The organism is Dysgonomonas sp. 521 (genome assembly GCF_010501055.1).
Taxonomy (GTDB): Bacteria; Bacteroidota; Bacteroidia; order Bacteroidales; family Dysgonomonadaceae; genus Dysgonomonas.
Genome location: NZ_QVMO01000078.1, coordinates 1 through 19,603 on the forward strand (window position 1 = coordinate 1; position 19,603 = coordinate 19,603).

At 38.6% G+C, this 19,603-nt stretch carries 14 protein-coding genes; 4 read left to right on the forward strand and 10 right to left on the reverse strand.

Translation table 11 applies throughout. The features are described 5' to 3' along the window. Positions 1–65: 65 nt before the first annotated feature. The 6 genes from D0T84_RS17675 to D0T84_RS17700 all read right to left on the reverse strand — a co-directional run bounded on the left by D0T84_RS17675 (position 66) and on the right by D0T84_RS17700 (position 7,691). Positions 66–413 (reverse strand): Mov34/MPN/PAD-1 family protein, encoded by a 348-nt coding sequence (locus D0T84_RS17675; RefSeq protein WP_255495455.1) that lies wholly within the window; start codon positions 411–413, stop codon positions 66–68. Positions 414–415: 2 nt separating this feature from the next. After that, entirely contained in the window at positions 416–2,161 is a 1,746-nt protein-coding gene (locus D0T84_RS17680; protein ID WP_163309187.1) for an E2/UBC family protein, read from the reverse strand. After that, the gene (locus D0T84_RS17685; protein ID WP_163309188.1) at positions 2,154–3,140 is read right to left on the reverse strand and encodes a cyclic GMP-AMP synthase DncV-like nucleotidyltransferase; all 987 of its coding nucleotides are present in this window, start codon (positions 3,138–3,140) and stop codon (positions 2,154–2,156) included. Before D0T84_RS17685 ends, D0T84_RS17680 begins: the two co-directional genes overlap by 8 nt. Then, entirely contained in the window at positions 3,130–4,137 is a 1,008-nt protein-coding gene (locus D0T84_RS17690; protein WP_163309189.1) for a CBASS cGAMP-activated phospholipase, read from the reverse strand. The genes D0T84_RS17685 and D0T84_RS17690 overlap by 11 nt, the downstream gene beginning before the upstream one ends. 226 nt (positions 4,138–4,363) lie before the next feature. Further along, positions 4,364–6,682 (reverse strand): hypothetical protein, encoded by a 2,319-nt coding sequence (locus D0T84_RS17695; protein WP_163309190.1) that lies wholly within the window; start codon positions 6,680–6,682, stop codon positions 4,364–4,366. 10 nt (positions 6,683–6,692) lie between these two features. Continuing rightward, positions 6,693–7,691: a DUF4852 domain-containing protein gene (locus tag D0T84_RS17700; protein ID WP_163309191.1), complete on the reverse strand. Its 999-nt coding sequence runs from the start codon at positions 7,689–7,691 to the stop codon at positions 6,693–6,695. 209 nt (positions 7,692–7,900) lie between these two features. Between D0T84_RS17700 and D0T84_RS17705 the strand changes: the two genes are divergently transcribed. The 4 genes from D0T84_RS17705 to D0T84_RS17720 all read left to right on the forward strand — a co-directional run bounded on the left by D0T84_RS17705 (position 7,901) and on the right by D0T84_RS17720 (position 14,669). Continuing rightward, positions 7,901–9,295, forward strand: coding sequence for a DUF3945 domain-containing protein (locus tag D0T84_RS17705; RefSeq protein ID WP_163309192.1), 1,395 nt, complete (start codon positions 7,901–7,903; stop codon positions 9,293–9,295). Positions 9,296–9,334: 39 nt separating this feature from the next. Next, positions 9,335–11,434: a type IA DNA topoisomerase gene (locus D0T84_RS17710; protein ID WP_163309193.1), complete on the forward strand. Its 2,100-nt coding sequence runs from the start codon at positions 9,335–9,337 to the stop codon at positions 11,432–11,434. A 156-nt stretch (positions 11,435–11,590) separates the two neighbouring features. After that, complete coding sequence (locus D0T84_RS17715; protein WP_163309194.1) at positions 11,591–12,025, forward strand: DUF1896 family protein; 435 nt, start codon at positions 11,591–11,593, stop codon at positions 12,023–12,025. Then, positions 12,015–14,669 carry a hypothetical protein gene (locus D0T84_RS17720; RefSeq protein ID WP_163309195.1) on the forward strand — a complete coding sequence of 885 codons (2,655 nt, stop codon included), beginning with the start codon at positions 12,015–12,017 and terminating at the stop codon, positions 14,667–14,669. The genes D0T84_RS17715 and D0T84_RS17720 overlap by 11 nt, the downstream gene beginning before the upstream one ends. 182 nt (positions 14,670–14,851) lie before the next feature. Here D0T84_RS17720 and D0T84_RS17725 read toward each other — a convergent pair whose 3' ends face one another. From D0T84_RS17725 to D0T84_RS17740, 4 genes are all read right to left on the reverse strand, one after another. Then, positions 14,852–15,790 (reverse strand): aldo/keto reductase, encoded by a 939-nt coding sequence (locus D0T84_RS17725; RefSeq protein WP_163309196.1) that lies wholly within the window; start codon positions 15,788–15,790, stop codon positions 14,852–14,854. 173 nt (positions 15,791–15,963) lie between these two features. Beyond that, positions 15,964–17,724, reverse strand: a complete 1,761-nt coding sequence (locus D0T84_RS17730; protein WP_370525522.1) for a TonB-dependent receptor — start codon at positions 17,722–17,724, stop codon at positions 15,964–15,966. 117 nt (positions 17,725–17,841) lie between these two features. Continuing rightward, positions 17,842–18,519 carry a hypothetical protein gene (locus tag D0T84_RS17735; protein ID WP_185155766.1) on the reverse strand — a complete coding sequence of 226 codons (678 nt, stop codon included), beginning with the start codon at positions 18,517–18,519 and terminating at the stop codon, positions 17,842–17,844. A gap of 35 nt (positions 18,520–18,554) precedes the next feature. Beyond that, the gene (locus D0T84_RS17740) at positions 18,555–19,385 is read right to left on the reverse strand and encodes an AraC family transcriptional regulator (protein ID WP_163309198.1); all 831 of its coding nucleotides are present in this window, start codon (positions 19,383–19,385) and stop codon (positions 18,555–18,557) included. Positions 19,386–19,603: the final 218 nt, after the last annotated feature.

The following is a 19,603-nucleotide window of genomic DNA, read 5'->3' on the forward strand; positions in this document are numbered from 1 at the left end:
TTTGGGTGGATATCTGCCGGAATGGCAGATTTTTAGAACCGATTTCTAATGGATTTAGAACCGGATTACTGGGTGGGGATGCTCCGGATTATGCAAGATGATATGTCAACAGTAGATGGAGTAGGATTATCTTCCGGATGGGTATGCCATTCTCCTAAATAGAATCTTGTATGATTAGAAGATTCAAATTCACGCTTGATTATCTCGTTTGCTTTATTGGCATTGCGTATACAACCACATTTAGAGGAACGATCTATTAGCATGCATGGTTCAGAGACTCGATTGATACGGTAATATTTTTCATTAATTTCCGAGCCTAATAGTATACCACCGTTTTCATTACCTGACATCTGACACATTGAGTTCAACGCTTCTATAGCTTCCATCGTCACTTCCATTGTATAGTCAATCATGCTTACAGATTCAACTCTTGTACTTCTCCCAAGTTGATTAATGTCGGATCGACAGTCAGTTTGATGTTTTTTTCTATTGCGATATGTATGTTTCCTACCCATCGATAACACTTTGATTGTTGGGGTTGTTGTATAAGTTGGTTTATATGTGGATAAAGAGCTGACAACAAAAGAGTCACATCATTACCCGAGTAAAGAGAATACTCTCCATTACAGCCAGCATCTCTTTTCGTAAAACGATCTGCGTGAGCTATATATTCAGTTGGTTCGAGTAAATTGTGTTTATAAAGCATCCTTTCTTCATTATTGTAAAGATTGAAACTTTCAGGTATCTGTTCCGGATTAATATACACTAGATGCCCTGCAATGCCGAAGGGTTCGAGCCAAAGTATGAATGTTGGAATTTTAATATGTCCGTTACGCAGAGTGTCTATGATAAACTTCTCTGTCATTGCATCACCTGTGCAAAGAAAAAGAGCTGTCTGGGTATTAATGACTTCGCTATTATTTATAACAATGTTTTGAAATGTATCATTATATGTATTCACTCCTCTTTCTGGACGAATAGAATACAGATAATCAGCTACTGCATCCACCTTGTTTTGGTAGATGTAATGAAAACCTAACAAATGCCTCCCAATGTTTTCAGGTTGTAGAGTTTCTGCATCTATCAACGTAAAACTGGCATTATTCCAACCACTGAGAAAATATGTTAGATTTGAACCCACACTGCCGAGTCCGGTTATAACGAATGATTGTTTTGGCATCTCTGTCCCTGCTGTACGCATAGCTATACGATGAGAAGAATACAACGAACCATATTGTCGTTCTAACAATAGGTTCTTCTTTTCAAATCGCAATAAAAAATCACATGCAGTAAGTTTATCGGTGCGAAATCCTTTCTTTTTTGTATTCACTTTGTCTATGTAAATACCACCCATTGTTGTTTCTGATAACTGAAAGACTATGATTCCACCATAAGCAGCATTGATAAAAGACTTAATAGCCCTACGGTCTTCAGCAGAAGAAGTACACTCTAAAAGCTTTTGCAGCGTTAGGCTGTATGAAGCCTTATCTGGTACTATGACACTCTTTACGAATAAAGCTTCCGTTTCCATTGCTTTATGATGATATTTCAAATAACGTTCAATATTTGATTCTTCATAATCTTTAGGAAGTAGGAAGGCTCTAGTTATTGTCTTAGGCTTCTTTTTTCCTAAAACATTTTGACTGTAAAGCAAAGTTTTCAAAACACAAGTTTCAACAGGAAAGTTTTCATAAATCAACCAATAATCAGAAGTTTCTGGCTCTCCATCATACATTCGCCTCCAATAACTATTTATCTCCGCTTTGAAATCGTCCACATTTTCATTCTTCACCCCCTGCTCAATTAATTTTTTCGACTGTTTCAAGCAATATCGTATAACTTCATAAGGGTTGTCAATAGGATAGCTCGCACCATCTGGCATCAAGCATAGCTTGCCTCCGACGCTTTCTACATGAGGTAAATATCCGAATGCTTTGTTAGGGAAGTATATGTCTGGCAATGTATAAGGAAACGATTTTAGAAATCCTAAATACAACTCTATCTCCTTGACTTGATCATTTACATCTATCTCTGTTATAACTTTCCATTGTTCAGCATAATAATCCGTACGAATATCAGGGATTTCGTCTACACGCCTTACGTCTTCTATTTTATAGAGTTGTTCAAAGCACGGAGTTAATATGCCTGTTAAGTCATGCAAAGCGACTGTTGTTCTTTAGGGTTCCTGAAAATGATTTTGCCTGTGCATCTTCGTCTTCGTTCTTGGCTGTACTACAAGAAAATCTATCACCAAAATGTTTCTGCCATTTCATACAGGCTTCATGAGGATTCTTACTTTCAATAGCTCGAGTCGCATCGTTTTTGAAGGCTTTGAGTTCAGCAAGAAATTTGTCTTTTCGAGTTTTCTTATAATGTTCAAATAGATCTTCATAAGGATGCGTTGGTCGCCAACAATGAAAACCATCATCTTCACTTAAAGCATCGTGCATCGCTGTTAAAAGATCGCGCATGGCAATATCTTCACGGGAGTCCACATTATCCTTATAGTATTCAGCCGCAAGCATTGTCATAATACAACCAGTAGGCATCTTAAAGTCTTTTTCATTGTTAATATATTCACTCCAAGCTTTTAGATAGCGTACTAATCTCCGTAGCATCGGCTTTTCCGCACACTCTTCACAGAACCAGTCTATTAATTCACGTGGATCAGATTCCATCCAAGGGTCTTTGCGATGAGCTAATTGTGGATGATCATCACCATCTACCATGAAGTAAATAGGCAGATCTATATGATGTCCGTCTGCATAAAGCACTGTAATACAAGGAGCATTATCCTCTGCACCTTTTGTTGTATGATTTTCAACCGCTTTTAAGACTTCCTTGTGATACCACTCTAAATCTTTACGTTCATCTTCTGATTCGCCAACAAAGTAGATGCCATCATCCAGATCGTAGGCTCCTAATCCATCCTCATCCTTAATAGGAGTGAGTATTGTGTGCATGGCATATGAGCCTTGCCAATGAAAATTCGGTTGTATGTAGTCTCCATGATTATTTTTGAAATACTTCCGAATTCGGTCACGCAGTGCATCACGGTTAGTTTTTAATGTAGATCGTCTTTTTTTTGTGGCGTTTATGGTGTCATGAAACGCATTGAATTGTTCTTGATTATTTGCCATATTCGTTTGGATTTATAGTTTTTGTCGTTGTGAAAAAATATGCTATCTCTGATTGCATTTTTGCATTTACTGCTGTATTATCAGCTTTTTTACGCAATAACTTCAACGAAGCCGGGCTAGCGTTGTCCATATCTATAAGAGAAGCTTCTTCTGCAGAAAGAGGAAGATTAGCAATACGTTCAAAATTAAAAGGGAAATTTAATCTTCCTTTTAGATGCTTCAAAAGGCACATAGCTGATTTTGACTGTCCTATGGAATATGCATCAAAAAGAGCATTTTTCCAATCAAGAAAATCACGATTCACCTTTTTGTGCACTTCGCCCTTCTCTTTTTCACAACTACTTATAGATAAGATTTCAAGTCCATTTATACGATTATCGTCGGCGAATTTATAGAGAAATTCAGTTAAACCAACCAAAATGGGATTGTTAGCCCACAAACCTCCATCTACAAACTGATCATCTTCTATTTCCATCATGGGAAAATAAGTTGGAGCAGCAGCTGTTGCCAAAGCAACATCTACATAGCTTTTTTTATCGTCCTCAGTAAAGTTTGAATAATCTTTCTTAAATATACGAGGAATAGCAGTATTGGTATTATATGAAGGAATACAGAGGAAATTATTGCTTTCTTCAAGTTTTCTCGAACCAAATACTTCTTCGAGTGCTAGACGCAAAGGTGTAGCTGAATATTTTCCTCCAAATGCAGCTTGTCTTGCAATCAGAAGTTTATCTCCATGAGGGCGTTTCTTTAATTTCTCATTAAAAATTGCAGGTCCCTTTTGTTCATAAAAGGTAACAACATCCTTCATTGGAATTTTAAGAGAAGCAGCTAAAGCTATGATCCCACCAGTAGAGGTGCCACATAGCATATCGAAACAATCTGAGATTTTTACTTTAAAAACCTCCTCAAATTTTGCTAATAACTGTGCTGAGTAGAGCCCCTTAATACCCCCACCGTCTATACTGAGTATTTTGAACTTTTTCGGTTCTTCCATGTACTATTTTAATTATTGTTTGATACATGCATTGTTCCATACAATCTTAGTGCCAAGGCGTTAAGAAAAGTGAATTTGGTTAGGCTAGTCATATATAAAATACAAAAAATGCCAAACGCCGTCATTCCAACTGTCAATCTGGCAGTCACATCATCTGGGGCTAGCAAAGATAAAGAAAGAACCATTTCCACTTTCCATCAAATCCAAGAGAGGGCGTGCGAGATACTTATGCTTGATTTTCAATGTGTTTTATATCATCCAAACTATCAGTTTCTGTCTGCGAAGTTATTTGAATACAATTCGCATTTTTACTCCATCGAAGTTCATAACTTAATGCGATATAAGCAGCAACAGACTTATCTAAATCATCAGTACCATTATAATTTGAAGCAATAGTTTGCTTTAGGTCATCATTCCTAAACAAATCAACAACACTTATGTAAATTTTTTCTTCAGGATTACCTATTGGTTCAAGTACATATTTATCCTTTGTTTCTTTAGATATTTCATGTATTCTTAGCTCTGGGAGGTTGGATTTTTTTAGTAAAAATAGAGATTGCTCTACATAAGGTAACCCCAAATAGCCAATATCTATTACATCAATACCCGTAAAGGAATATATCTTATTCGCTTTAAGCACAAATTCATTTTTGTGCTTATCCATTCCCATGTAAAAGTCCAAATTAAATCCTATTGAAGCAATAATATAGTTTTCTTTATCTTCGATACTCAACCTCTTTACTGCCTCAAAAACATCAATGCTAGAAATTTTATATATCCTGCTCTTTCCAAGTGTGGCAAAAGACATAGAAAACAAATATTCCATTTCCTGAACGACTCTGCCAGCTAAGATGGAGTCATAGTTGAGATGCGATACGTCATCAGTCCAAGCTCCCTTATCCATAATCATAGCATCCATATGTCCAATATAGTTAGAATAAGGGAAGTTTGTTTCTTCAACAATTCCAGAACTTAGTAAGGGATGGATTCGCCCTATAGTCTTCCTTAGTATTCTCAACGTAGATTCTTTGAATTGTGTTAAATGGGCAGGGTCAATTTCGCGTTCCTTTTCGATTACAGGTATTTCTTGTTTGATGCTATTAATATAATCGCTCAACAATTTAATTGGATCTTCTTGCTTTCTTTCAATATAGCTTTCCTTTTTCAAAAAACCATCAAATTGCAAAAGTTGAATTACTTCATGCTCTTTAGAAAAATAGTTTTCGATAAATCCCTCTAACTGTTCTATTCTTTCTCTCATAAAATTAGCTTCCCTCACCGTTTCTGGCAGCCTCGGAAAATCAGATAATTGTATGCTGTAATAATCTGTTTTAAAAGTTGAGTAAATATCGTATTGTCTTAAAAATAATACTGCAAAATATTTTTTTAGCCACATAGCCATAGTGCCATTAGCACTAATACTCGAATTGTCTGGGAAAGAATACCTCTGAATGTAATGCATCGGAGAAGACCAATCGCCTTTAATAGATAAATAGTCAGACATTAGCTCTGTCATGGTGTTTGGAACTAATTTGTAAGACGCAGGCATTGATTGAGTAAAATACATAACCTTAGCAAGCAAAGCATATTTCTTACAGTAAAGTAAAAGTGCGCCGAGCATATAATGAAATTCTTTAAACCTTTCTTTATGGATTTTGATTAAGCTTTCATCAATGTCATTTTCAGAATCAAAGTAATCATTTCTATAATCAGATAGCTGATAAGTCATGTACTGATGAGCGTATTTCCAATACGAAAAAATCATATGATCGTTGTTATAAAAGAGGGCTTTTCTTAATTCAGTCCAAATCACACCATAAGTCTTTTCACTAAAATAGACATTCTGATTGTTGGCAATTAGTAATTCCAACATTAGAGCTCCTCCTAACTTAGGAAATGGATACTCTTTTTGTCTTGTTATGAGTAGGTCATTAGCTTTACTGATGATGGTATAATGTATCTCTGGATATTCTACCTTATACTCTTCATCTCTATTTATGTTTTCGTAAAATAAATTAGCGATAAACTCTAGTGCTTCAAGTTGTAGGCGTTCTTCATTTTGCTTTGTGGAATAATAGAAAATATGAGAAATAGCCACAGTCCATTTGTCGTCTTTCTTTTTTTTATCTTTTTTCTTGTAGTGGTTTAGCAGTTTCAATGGAGAGTCGTATGTTTCAATTATATCTTTCATTCCAAATAACGAACATACAAGAGAGATGGTCGATAAAAACAAAAGAGCAAAAGCTGAATAATCTAATGCACTATTGATGAAATCGATACCTGTATCAATCCTCGGGATTTGCAACAAATAAATGAAGAGCATTATAAGTGATGTGGGAAGAGCATATTTAAATGTTCTATAACGAAATTCTTTATCAAACAAATTGGCAATTTCATCTGATGAATATTTCGTATTAATAATATTTCTCTGACCAGATAATATAGGAAATGCTATCGCTAAAATCCCCACGATAAAAGGAATACAAGCAATAGCTATTGCTTCTGGATAGCTGGTCTCTGTTAATCGATTGAATAAGTCTTCCATAAAAATGTTACTATTTCACACTCCCAATAAAATTATAATCACAATGCTTAAAGTCATACACCTCAACACCAACCAAATCCGCACCAATCAGCGTTTTTCTGTATAGCCGTTCCATATTCATGATGTCCGACTTCGCTATCTCCGTCATTTTATCCAACGCATTGAAGTAGAAACGTCCGTAGGCTATGTTGCTGATATAGGAACTTCTCGCTTGTCTGCGTTTATTAACTTCGTTCCCGTATTCCTGTGTAACCGGGACAAACCGGGACGGTTCATAAGAAGTGAATGCAAAATTATAATCTCCGTATTTCATGAATCCCAAATGCTGATGTTCGATGAAGTTAATCGGATAGCCGTTTTTAGTAAAATCATATTTGTCGATTACTACCTGATTGTCTATATAGTAGGTTAATGTAAAATTGAAATTATTCATCATATCCTCCAACTGCTTGGTGTATTCAGCTTTGACTGAATTAAATTCAAACTCGTTCGCTTTGCATTTTTGATAGAGATCTTTGTCTTTAAGGCTGATGAGGAACAGGACTTCTTTATCTGTTACAGGAAGCTTGTTTACTCGGAGCGTTAGTGCCAGAAGCAAATCATCACTCAGAAACTTGGCATCCGGATATAATCTTTGCGCCGGCTTCGCAACTACTTCCCCTTTTTCGATGGCATTGTTTATATCAATGAAAAACTCCTTTCCGGTTGAAACTTCACGTACCGTAAGGGTGGCTTCCTTTACGGAAGAGGTGTAGGTTCTATCCGTATTCTTTATTCCGGTAATCTCCAATTTAGACAGACCTATATCTTCTTTATAATTTTGAAGATAGTTTCCCGTCATTGCCTTTATGAAATTATACTGGAATGTAGAAGGTTTATATCCGGCTTGAATAACATCGCCAACTTTCAGTGTCGTTCCATCATAAATTTGAACTGAGTTTTCTTGTGCTTGTATTGTACCAGCCAAAAGCGATAAACAACAGCAGATGTAAAAGAGTGTTCGATTCATGTTCTTGATTTTTAGTCTTTAATCCCGACAAAGATACTGATTATCATAAGATTTCCCTTCATAAAAATCAAGTTTTAAACGCTCATACTACCACTGGAGTGCCAAACACTACCACTCGTTTGTAAATCAGCATTTTAATCATTTTTTTCGTCCTATTTTCGCTGCCGAATTACATTAATGTTGATGTAATTATTAAACATTTATTTTATATGGATAAAAATCTGAATGACCAGGAAGTGTTACTGGTAGTAGAAAAAGACAGTAACGAGCTGAAAGCCGTTACAGGGTTGAATGATGACGGAACACCAAAGACCGTCAAACCCGAAGCAAAGAATGAGCCGGATTTCTTAAAATTCGAGAAGAACAGCGATGTATTGGAAAACTTCTTTTCCAACTTCATGCGACAGGCAAAAGAACCTACCCACTTCCATTTTTTCAAAGTGCCGTTGGAGAAGATGGGAAATATGGTTATCGGTATGCAGGAATTATTGAAGAACCCAGAGAATCCGACTAACAAACAAATGTTGGACGAACAGCGGGTTATGCCCGAGAACTTTGCTTCGAAGCAGTATCAACCCATCGACGAATCCCGCATTAATTGGGAGCAGTTGGAGAGTATCGGTGTTACACGCGATCAACTTGTCAATACTAATTCGTTGGACAAGATGCTTAATTGGCAAAAATCTCCTGTATTATTTCCCATTCAGGGAGATATAAGCGGAGTCCATATCCAGACCGATGCCCGTTTGTCTTTCCGTGAAAATGCCGAAGGAGAACTAAGCCTCCGGGTACATTCCGTTCGCCTGCAACCGGAACTGGATGTTCCCCTATATGGGACCCAACTTACAGAAGAAGACAAAAAGAACTTATTGGAAACAGGTAATGCGGGGCGATTGATTGAGTTTAATGTCGGTAAGGACAAAACAATTAATGCTTATGTATCAGTAGATAAGCTGACTAATGAATTAGTTATTCTAAATGCCGAAAAGATAAAAATCCCCGATAAACTGAAAGGCGTAGATCTTACCGAACAACAGAAGCAGGAACTTCGTGAAGGCAAAGGCGTGTACATTGAAAATATGGTTTCTAAAAACATGAAACCATTCAGCGCAACCGTACAGGTCAATGCCGATAAGCGGGGATTGGAGTTTCATTTCCCTGATGCACAAAAACAGGCTCAAAATCAAAGTGAAAAAATCAAGCAGGGAGAAGTACCCAATACCTTCCGTAAAGTCAAATTGAGCGAAGACCAAAAGGAAAGTCTGAAAGATGGCTATACGGTTCATATTTCCGGCATGAAGGACAAGAAAGGTAAAGACTACAGCGGCTATATGACACTGAACAAGGAACAGGGCAAGATTGATTTTATGTTCCCCGGCCAGTATAAGGAGGCCTTGAAGTCCGGTCTTGTTATTCCAGATAAACGTCATAAAGTCCAAGTTGCAGCCAATAACGAGGGTGTAAAACCAGAAGCGACAAAAAAAGTGAACGAGCCGATGAAGGAAGGTCAAACACAGCCAACCGAAAAGCAACAGGAAAAACAAGAGAAGAAAGAAGAACAGGAACAAGGCGCACCCAAAGCATCCAGAGGTCGTAAAATGTAATTCCTCATTCAATTATCCACAAATTAATTCAAAGTAAAAATGAACGATATTAAAATTGCAATTATTGCCGAAAAACCGTCTGTGGCAAGAAGCATCGCCGAGGTAGTCGGTGCAAAAACAAAAAAGGACGGTTATCTGGAAGGTAACAACTACATGGTAACGTGGGCTTTCGGACATTTGGTGCAACTCGCACTGCCCGAACACTACGGGGCGAAAGGATTTTCAAGGGATCATCTCCCGATTGTTCCCCATGAGTTTATGCTTATACCACGACAAGTCCGTGCGGATAAGGGATATAAAGACGACCCGTCTGCCCTGAAACAACTAAAAATTATCGAACAGGTATTCAAGCAATGCGAGAAGATTATCGTAGCAACCGACAGCGGGAGAGAGGGCGAATTAATTCATCGCTACATCTACGATTATCTGGCTTCTGATGTCTATTGCGAACGTCTTTGGATTTCATCATTGACCGAAAAAGCCATCAAGGAAGGTTTGATAAAGCTGAAGCCGGGAACGAAATACGACAACCTTTATGCGGCGGCAGAAGCCAGAAGTCAAGCTGATTGGTTAATTGGAATTAATGCTTCCCAAGCATTAAGCGTTGCTGCAGGCAATGGCGTTTATTCGCTCGGTAGAGTCCAAACACCGACATTGGCGATGATATGCAGCCGCTATCTGGAAAACAAAAATTTCAAACCCGTACCATTCTGGCAGATGCAGCTTGTTACTTCTATTCAAGGAAAGAATGTAACCGCAGCAGGAAAAGATAAATTTTCCGACCACGCGGAAGCAACCGCCGTATATAATAAGGTACGCTACGCTGATAAGGTTTTGGCCGTAAAGGTGGAACGTAAGGAAACGAAACAGGAACCACCGCTACTGTATGACCTGACTACGTTACAGAAAGAAGCCAACAGTAAACACGGTTTCTCGGCAGATAAAACGTTATCCCTTGCCCAAAAGTTGTATGAGTCGCAATATCTGACCTATCCACGAACCGGAAGCAGGTATATTTCAGACGATATTTTCCTTGAGGTCGGCAGTTTGATTGATAAACTGAAAGGATACAATCGGTTTGCTTCTTATGCCGGAAAGCTATCGGATATGAATCTCAACATTCGTCCGGTGGACGATACGAAAGTAACCGACCACCATGCTTTGCTTATCACGGAAAAGTTGCCGGATAATTTACCGGCAGACGAGCGCATCATCTATGAAATGGTAGCCGGACGAATGCTGGAAGCCTTCTCTTCTACTTGTACCAAAGATGTAACGACCGTAACATTCGGAATCGACGAAACCATGTTTGAAGTCAAAGGCTCAGTAATGAAGCGGAAAGGCTGGCGTGAAGTCTTGAATGAGAAAAGCGACGACGCGGAGGATGCGACAGAACTTCCCGGAATAAACGAAGGTGAAACCTATCCCGTATCTTCCATAGACTTGCAGGAAAAGCAAACCAAACCCAAGCCGCTTCACACGGAAAGTTCCCTGTTAGGAGCAATGGAAACTTGTGGCAAGGATTTGGAAAACGAAGAACAACGACTCGCCCTGAAAACTTGCGGCATCGGAACGCCCGCCACTCGCGCGTCCATTATCGAAACCCTTTTCTCGCGGGATTATATCCGTCGGGAGAAGAAGTCACTTGTTCCGACCGACAAAGGACTATCGGTCTATGATATTGTCAAAGACAAACGGATTGCAGATGTGGAGATGACAGGCTATTGGGAAGATGCTTTCCTGAAAATCGAGCGGGGAGAACAGCATGCGGCTAATTTTACCAAAGGCATTGAAGTCTATGCTCATCAAATTACCGAAGAACTGTTGAATCTTGAATTGGCATTTTCCGCCAATTCTTATACTTGCCCCAAATGCGGTAAGCAAGGGCTTAGGTTTCTTACCTCCGTTTGCAAATGTTCGGATGAGGCTTGCGATTTTGTGATGTTCCGCAACTGTGGGAGCAAGAAACTGACCGATGATATTTTTATCGAATTGCTCTCCGAAGGGAAAACCCGTCTCATCAAAGGTTTTACCAGTAAAGCCGGAAAACGCTTCGATGCTTACCTTATTCTCAATAGTGAATGTAAGGTCGTTTATGAGTTTCCCGAGAGGAAAGGCGGCTATAAACGAGGAAAATAACTATCTTTGCCACAGATTCTACGAGAAGCATAAAACTGTTTATACGGTGGCTTTGAGTTAATCTGTGGATAAGGCATTCGGGCTTGAATAACCCGGATGCCGTTTTCATTTTTCCCTTTCCTTTCATTTTTATCCACAAATTAATTCAAGTCATATATGAAGAAAAAAGATAAACAGGAATTATCCTACTATGGGCTTCTGCTGCTCTCATTCTTAAAAGAGAGTCATCCCGATAAAGCAAACGATCAGGATTTTATTTTCCTTCGCTCCGAACTTGCAGCCGAAAGTTACGCTGCTGCCATTGCCGATGGATATACCCAACTATCGGCAGAAGAAATAGCATCTTCCATTCTTTACGAAGGACTATTATTCTCCCGATACGATACCATCCGCAACGTACTTGTCAATGAGTTTACCATTGTTCCATCAGAAAGGATAAATAGTCTTGCGATGGAATTACTTGTTCCGGCGGAAGAAGTGTTTTCCGAATATCCCATCGACGATTCATTTGCAAACTCTCCCGAATACACATTATTATATACCGAACTGGTTGGATTTATAGATTTATGGAGGGAGGAAAATGAGCTTTAATAAAAAGGCTCATTTGAGAGCCAACATAGATGCAATCCGAATCGCCCTGAGTCTTGAGAAGGAAAACCGCAAAGTGACAGAAGCAGAATTGCAGGTATTACAGCAATATAGCGGTTTTGGAGGATTGAAGTGTGTACTTAATCCGGCAGCGACTCTTGCCGACACCGCTTCTTGGGCAAAATCGGAGATTGAACTCTTCCCCCTTGTATCGGAATTACATAGTGTGCTTCGGGAGAATACGAACAGTGAACGTGAATACCGACAGTATATGTCGAGTATTCAGAACTCTGTCCTTTCCGCTTTCTATACGCCAAAAGAAGTTATCGGCAGTATTAACAATGCTTTGCAGGAAAAAGAAATCATCATCGACCGCTTTCTCGACCCATCGGCTGGTATCGGTGCATTTCCCTCCGAGTTCAAATTGGCGAACGATGCAGAAAGTATCTGTTTTGAAAAGGATTTACTGACCGGAAAGATACTTTCTGCTCTTCATCCTGAAAGTAAAGTGAATGTTGAGGGATTTGAACGTATCGAGGGACAATACAATAATTATTTCGATGTGGTTGCCTCCAATATTCCGTTCGGAGAAATGAAAATTTTCGACTCTGAATATAGAACAAAACAACCGAAAGTCTATCAGGACTCGACCAACTACATACATGACTACTTCTTTCTCAAAGGCCTGGACTCGGTAAGAGAAGGTGGTATCGTTGCCTTTCTTACTACACAAGGAGTAGCCAACTCTCCCAAGGGTCTTCCGGTAAGAACCCATCTGATGAGTCAGGCTGATTTGATTTCAGTCGTTCGGTTTCCGAACAATCTCTTTATAGATAGTGCCGGAACAGAGGTGGGAAGCGATTTAATTATTTTGCAAAAGAATACCGGGAAGAAAATCCTATCGGAAAAGGAACTGGATTTTGTAAACACCCACAAAAATGAAAAGGGAGAATCCATTAATAACCTCTTTGCAAACAACAAGCTTGATAGAGTGGTCCACACTAAAGTGGTTGAAGATACCGATATGTACGGCAAGCCCTCTTTTGTTTATCTACACGATGGAGGAACGGAAGGTATTTCGAGTGATTTGCAAAAAATGCTTGTAGAGGATTTTTCCCAACATTTGGACTTGCAGCGTTACAAATCTTATGCACAAAACACATCGGAACAGTTACAATCACAAACTGAAACTAAACCGATAATTGCGCCACAGGCGGAAACCGTCAATCAAAAAGACGAATCCCATTTCCCTGATGACCTCGATCCTTTTTGGCAAGCTCTCGAAGATCATTGGTTCTCTGACGAAAAGGCATTTTGGAATAACGAAAAACAAACACAGTCAGTAACGACAGAATATGAAACCGCACAACACGGCAACAACTACCAACCTACCCAAGAGGAAATTGAGGATTTTGCTGAATTTGTTGCAGAATCAGACAGAAAACTTTTTAATGAACGTCCACCTACTCCTGAAGATTACGGAATAAAGGAAGAGAAAGCGAAGCCGGAGGAATCGTTGGAAATTAATGTATCCGATCCGATTGTGTCGCTCTATGACCTATGGGGCTTTTCCGAAGAAGAACGAACACAGGTTAAACCCAAGCGAGGACAAAAGAAAGCAACAACGACACCCCAAACCGTACAGAAGGATTTATTCGGGAATCCTGTAAATGAACGCCAAAATAAACAGACTAAAGCCAAAGAGATTTCGACTCCATCGCAAGAGAAACCGACAAAGGAAAATAACTATCCCGTTTCCGATGCTCGAAAAGAGGAAGCCCGAAAACAGTGGGAAGAATATATGAAGCCTCGCCCTTATTCGGGAGAACTAAAAGATTATCACAAAGAGGGTACTTTGGTAAAAGAAGAGAATGGACAAATTGGTGTTCTTAAAAAGCGTTACCGGGACAGTGCTGAATTCCATCCTTTGGATATTCCACAGCTACAAAAAGGAAAACTCGAAAAATATATAACAATACGGGATAGTTACAATGAACTGTATGATTTTGAAGCCAAGAATTTAATAGAAGATGCCGATTCCCGCAAGAAACTCAACGATTCTTATGATGATTATGTGCGTTTGTACGGCAATCTGAATGACAAACGAAATATCAATACGCTTAAAATGGATGCAGGGGCAACTGCTATTCTTGCCCTTGAACGAAGTATCGATGGCAAACTTCAAAAAGCGGATATATTCGACCATCCCGTAGCATTTAATCCCAACGAGATAATATCGGCAAATACTTCGGAAGAAGCATTGATAGCTTCGCTCAATAAACATGGAGAGTTCCGAATGGATTTTATGCTTTCCTTGTTAGAGAATAAAACACCTGATGAATTAATTCATGACCTTGAAGGGAGAATCTATTTCAATCCCATCATTCAGAATTTCGAGATACGGGATAAGTTTATTGCCGGAAACGTGGTTGAAAAGGCAGAAAAAGTTGAACGTTATTTAGCCAATCATCCCGATGATATTCAGTCGCAAAAATCACTTGCAGCCTTACATGATGCAAAACCGCAACCTATTAGATACGAAGAATTGGATTTCAATTTCGGGGAACGCTGGGTTCCTATGAATGTGTATGAAAAGTATGCTTCTAAACTATTCGATACGGACGTTCGGATAGACTATCTTTCGTGAAAGTAATCTTGTCTATTGAAGCAACTCCAACACTTTTGTCTTCTCCCGACCAGTCGAGAATGTTCATCGACACTTGGGCTTGCACAGACATAGTTGCAACTCCAAGCAGGAGGATTAATAAATAAAATACGTTTTGTTTCATACCTGTTTGTGTTTTATATGGTTAGCTATTTTATAATGTTTTAATCCATCTTGAAATTAACGAATCCTTGTTTTTGTTCGAGGGTCATATTGAAGAAACGCTGTTCTTTGTTCAATGAATGCATAGCTGTCATTTCCTCATTACTTAATTCAAAGTCGAAAATGCTTATATTTTCCTTGATATAATCGGGATTGGTTGCACCGGGAATTACAGAAAATCCTTCCTGAATATGCCAACGAAGAATTATTTGTGCAATCGTCTTATTGTGCACTTCTGCTATTTTCCCTATTACGGGGTCAGAAAGCAGCCCTTTATCTCCGTGACCTAACGGATACCAACATTCTATTGCTATGTTGTAAGGCTTTACTTTCTCTCGTATATCTTTACGTTGGGCATAAGGATGACATTCTATTTGTAGTGTGACAGGCTTGATTTTCATATTATCTACTATTGCATGGAAAACTTCATCGCTATCATCAAAATTGCTGATTCCTAAAGCACGTACTTTTCCTGCCTCTACAGCTTTTTCCATATCTTTCCAAGCACCGACAAAATCTCCGACTGGCTGATGAACATACAACAGGTCAATGTAGGTTGTTTGCAAGCGTTCCAGCATCTTGTCAATCGCTTCCAATGTGATGCCTTCTCCATATTCAGACGGCCAAAGTTTACTTGTAATCCATATTTCTTCACGAGGAATGCCGCTCTCTTTGACTGCCTCGCCAACGCCGGATTCATTTCTGTAAGCATGAGCAGTGTCGATATGTCGATAACCATTTTTGAATGCAACAAGGCACGCTTCTTTACAGCCTTCATTCGATGCGGTGAAAGTTCCAAGACCGAATTGAGGCATCTCAATACCGTTATTCAATTTGAGTTTGGGTACGCTGATGTTTTGCCCTTGTGCAGATGCAAAATTGGAAGTAGCTAATAGTAAAGCTATTGCTACTGCAAACAGGTAATAAATCTTTGTCTTCATTTTATTATTTGTATTTAGTATTATATATATATCCCCTAAATAAATACTTATCTGCAAATTTACCGCTAATGCTAAAAAAGGGCGTTTCTCTATGGCTCAAACAGCATTTCTTAAAAGCTCATTCCGTTAATTATTAACAGTTGTTTGTATATAAGCTTCGTTAAACTAAAAAATTAGAGATTCAAACTTACTCCTGTCATAAACGTTGCTTTAGGCATTGGAAAGCCAAGCATTGTTTCATACTTTTGTGCCAATAAGTTATCTCCTTTCACAAAAACATCCATCCACTTCAATACTCGATAAGAAACCCGTGCATCAACCAGTGTATAGTTAGTTGTTTGTGCATCATCTCCGGTCGATAAATATAGTTTATCAATAACCTGTGCTCCTGCACTCAATGTAAACTTACCCGGGGCGTAATTTACTCCTGCATAAAATTTATGTCTTGGCGATCCGGTAATAGGAGTATCCATATGTAAATAGCTGTAATTGCTATTTACAGAAAGATTATGCAATATGCGATAGTTCAAACTGAACTCAATTCCTTTATTGGCAAATTCCCCTACATTCTGGTTTTGTGGATTTCCATCGACCGTAACAACCTGAACAATATTATCACCCTCAATATAATACAGGCTCAATTCCATTGAGAGACGGTTTTCCAACAGGCGTTGGGTAACGGTAAAGTCATAACTCCAACTGCGTTCAGGGAGCAAATCTTCATTTGCTGAAGCATACATATAGAGTTCGCGCATATTAGGAGTACGGAAGCCTTTCGATACGGAAAATTTCAAGTGTGTTTGTTCCGCAGCTTTGAATGAAATTCCTGCTTGTGGAACCCATTCATTACCGTATAGCTCATGATTTTCCAAGCGTATACCTGCATTGAACATAAATCTACCGAGCATTTGGTGTGCGAAAAGATAACCTGCAATTTCACGGAGCTTAACATGGTCGGCATAGACCTCTGTTTCGGGATCACGATAAGCATTACCCCCATATAATTTTACATCAAAACCTCCTGTAATACTATTTCCTTTGAACAAGTTTACCGATTGATAGAGATTCAATCCACCCATATAATCGGTTGAGTTGAAAAGATACGGACGAGGTGTACCACCGTCAAAATAACCATCATTTATCTTGTGTTTACCCCAGTTATAGTAGAAATTCATTGCACCATTGGTCTTTTCGTATTTATTTTCAAGGGAAAGTCCTGACATTCCACGCAAGACGTCAGTTGTTCCGTCTAACATCGGTCTGCCTTCTGTTCCAGGATTATTGCCGTTTGCTTTGGATATGTTTACGTTTCCGGTTACTTTCCATTCTTTTGATAATTCATAACCCAATTTCGCATATCCGCTCATGGATTCAAAATCGGAATTAACACGATGTCCGTCTGTACTTTCATAATTTCCACTGATAACTCCCGAAAATTTCCCGCTTCGGTAACTATCTGTTATTGAATATCGTTGTGTGCCGTATGAACCTGCCATCAGACGAACATTCAATCTGTTCCCGTCTTCCATAGCTTTACGGGTAATAATGTTGATTGCTCCGCCCATTGCATTTGAGCCATATAATACTGAAGCTGCACCTCTTGAAACTTCAACCTGCTGTGCTTCCGAAGCGATATAAGCATCTGCAATCGGATGTCCGTAAATGGTTGCATATTGTGGATGTCCGTCGATAAGAATAAGAACACGTCCTGCTCCGCCACCAAATCCACGTAAATTGATACCTCCTGCTGCACCTGTGGATACGCCATATCCGGCTATTCCCCGTGAGGTAACAAAAAGACCAGGTACTTGCTGCATGAGTACAGGCAATAAACTGGTTTCTTCACTTTGTTCTATTGTGCTTCGATTAACCACGCTGACCGGAACAGGCATCACGTCACGGGATATGGGAACTCGTGAACCTGTTACTACCACTTCGTCCAAATTATGGGTTTTTACTGTGGTTGTGTCTGCAATTTGCTGTGCTTGAACGACTGTTGACAGTAGAACACAAATTCCGATTATACTTAATACTTTTTTCATGTTACAAACTTACGAGCGATAATTCATCCTGTAAATAGACAGATTACAGAATTTCATACCACTTTTACTGATTATATTATTTATTAATGGAAGAATTTCTTCTTCGTAAATCTTTTTACTGATTATTCGATAATGAGGATCGTATGCAATATTGTAAGCATCGCTATGGTGTCCTATATATTTTCCTTCTTCAAGCCTCGCATCAATCTCTTTTTTATCCTCGTCATAATTAGGTAGAGACAGGTTCATTGCCTTAATTATCGCTTCTATTTCAGACCATTCCTTTTGCCAATCTTCAACAGAGAATGGCTTTACAGCGTTTGCGCTACGGATTAAGGCCTCTAACAGGGCATCACATGAAATTATCTCGTTTTGGACAATTCCAAGATTCACACGGTAGAAATTGTGTTGCCAACCTGTCGGTTCAGCAGCCTCTGCGTATTCTGCCAGGCAATAAGTTAACTCATGATGCAGGTAATGGTGTGCCTGTTCTACGTCTTCTATCAAATGACCGGGACCAAACCTGTCCTGAAAGAAATTCTTATAGATATCTTTCAATGTAGATTCCGGATATTTTTCCATCTGACTTTTTATTGCGTTGCGTACATCGGCGTTGAAGCTGTCATTATTTGAACAAGACAAGAAGGATAGTAAAGACATAATTGTCAATATCGAATATAGTTTCATCTTAGATTTATTTTGATTTATAGCATATTCCGTATTCAATTCATTACCATTGTTGGTGGGTATCCATATTGTTTTTTGAATGCAGTAGCAAAATGTGAGCGGTTCTTAAATCCAACCTCTGCATAAACCTCCGACACTGATTTGCCTTCACTTTTAAGCTTTTCATTGGCAACCTCTAATCGTTTCTGAATCAGCCATCGTTGCGGGGGTATATCGCTTATTTTTTTGAAGTCGCGCTTGAAAGTAGCCAGACTACGTCCTGTGTAGGATGCTATTTCCTCTAAAGAGAACTCATACATGTAATTATCGTTGAGAAAATCAAGAATGTCGATCTTCCAAGGTTCAGTAAAATCGAAGAGTGTCGGATAGAAACTCTTATCCACATTCAGCAATGTGAGAACTCCTTCTTGTTGCTTTAACTTCATTACTTCTTCCAATGGCTCCACTTCTGAATTAAAATACGGAAGCATAGAAATGAAAATACTTTTGATATTGGGTAGCGAAGGTAGCTTTATAACTGATGTTTCTATCGGCTCTATATCAGCAGGGATAGAACTGTGGTCCAGTGATTGATAATAATTGCGCAGAAAACTCTGGTCAAAAGCCATTGTAATACCTTTGTATTGTTCTGATCCAGCAGGTCGTTTGTAAAAGTTCAACCTATGATCCCGACGAACAAAAACACATTCTCCGGCTGAAATTATTATTTCTTCATTTTTAACAATATCCTTTAAGGCAAGTTCTCCGGTAAAGATGTATATCATAAAATGATAACGACTCCTTTCATAGCATATCGCTTCATTATTAAGATAATGAGCAAATACAACATTATAATAGTTTTTATGGGATAACTCTTTTTTGTTCATATAGATATGTTTCTAACTATTTATTTATGAGTAAATATCAGGCAATCGCATTATCAATCAATTTAAAACCTTTTCCGTGGATGTTCATAATTTCTATTTCGGGATACTCTTTGAAATATTTTCCTAAGTACATGACAAAAATTTAAAGATATCAATATCATTCTGATTATTAGCATTTAACAACACTTGCATTATGTGATTAAGTCCATATTTGAAAA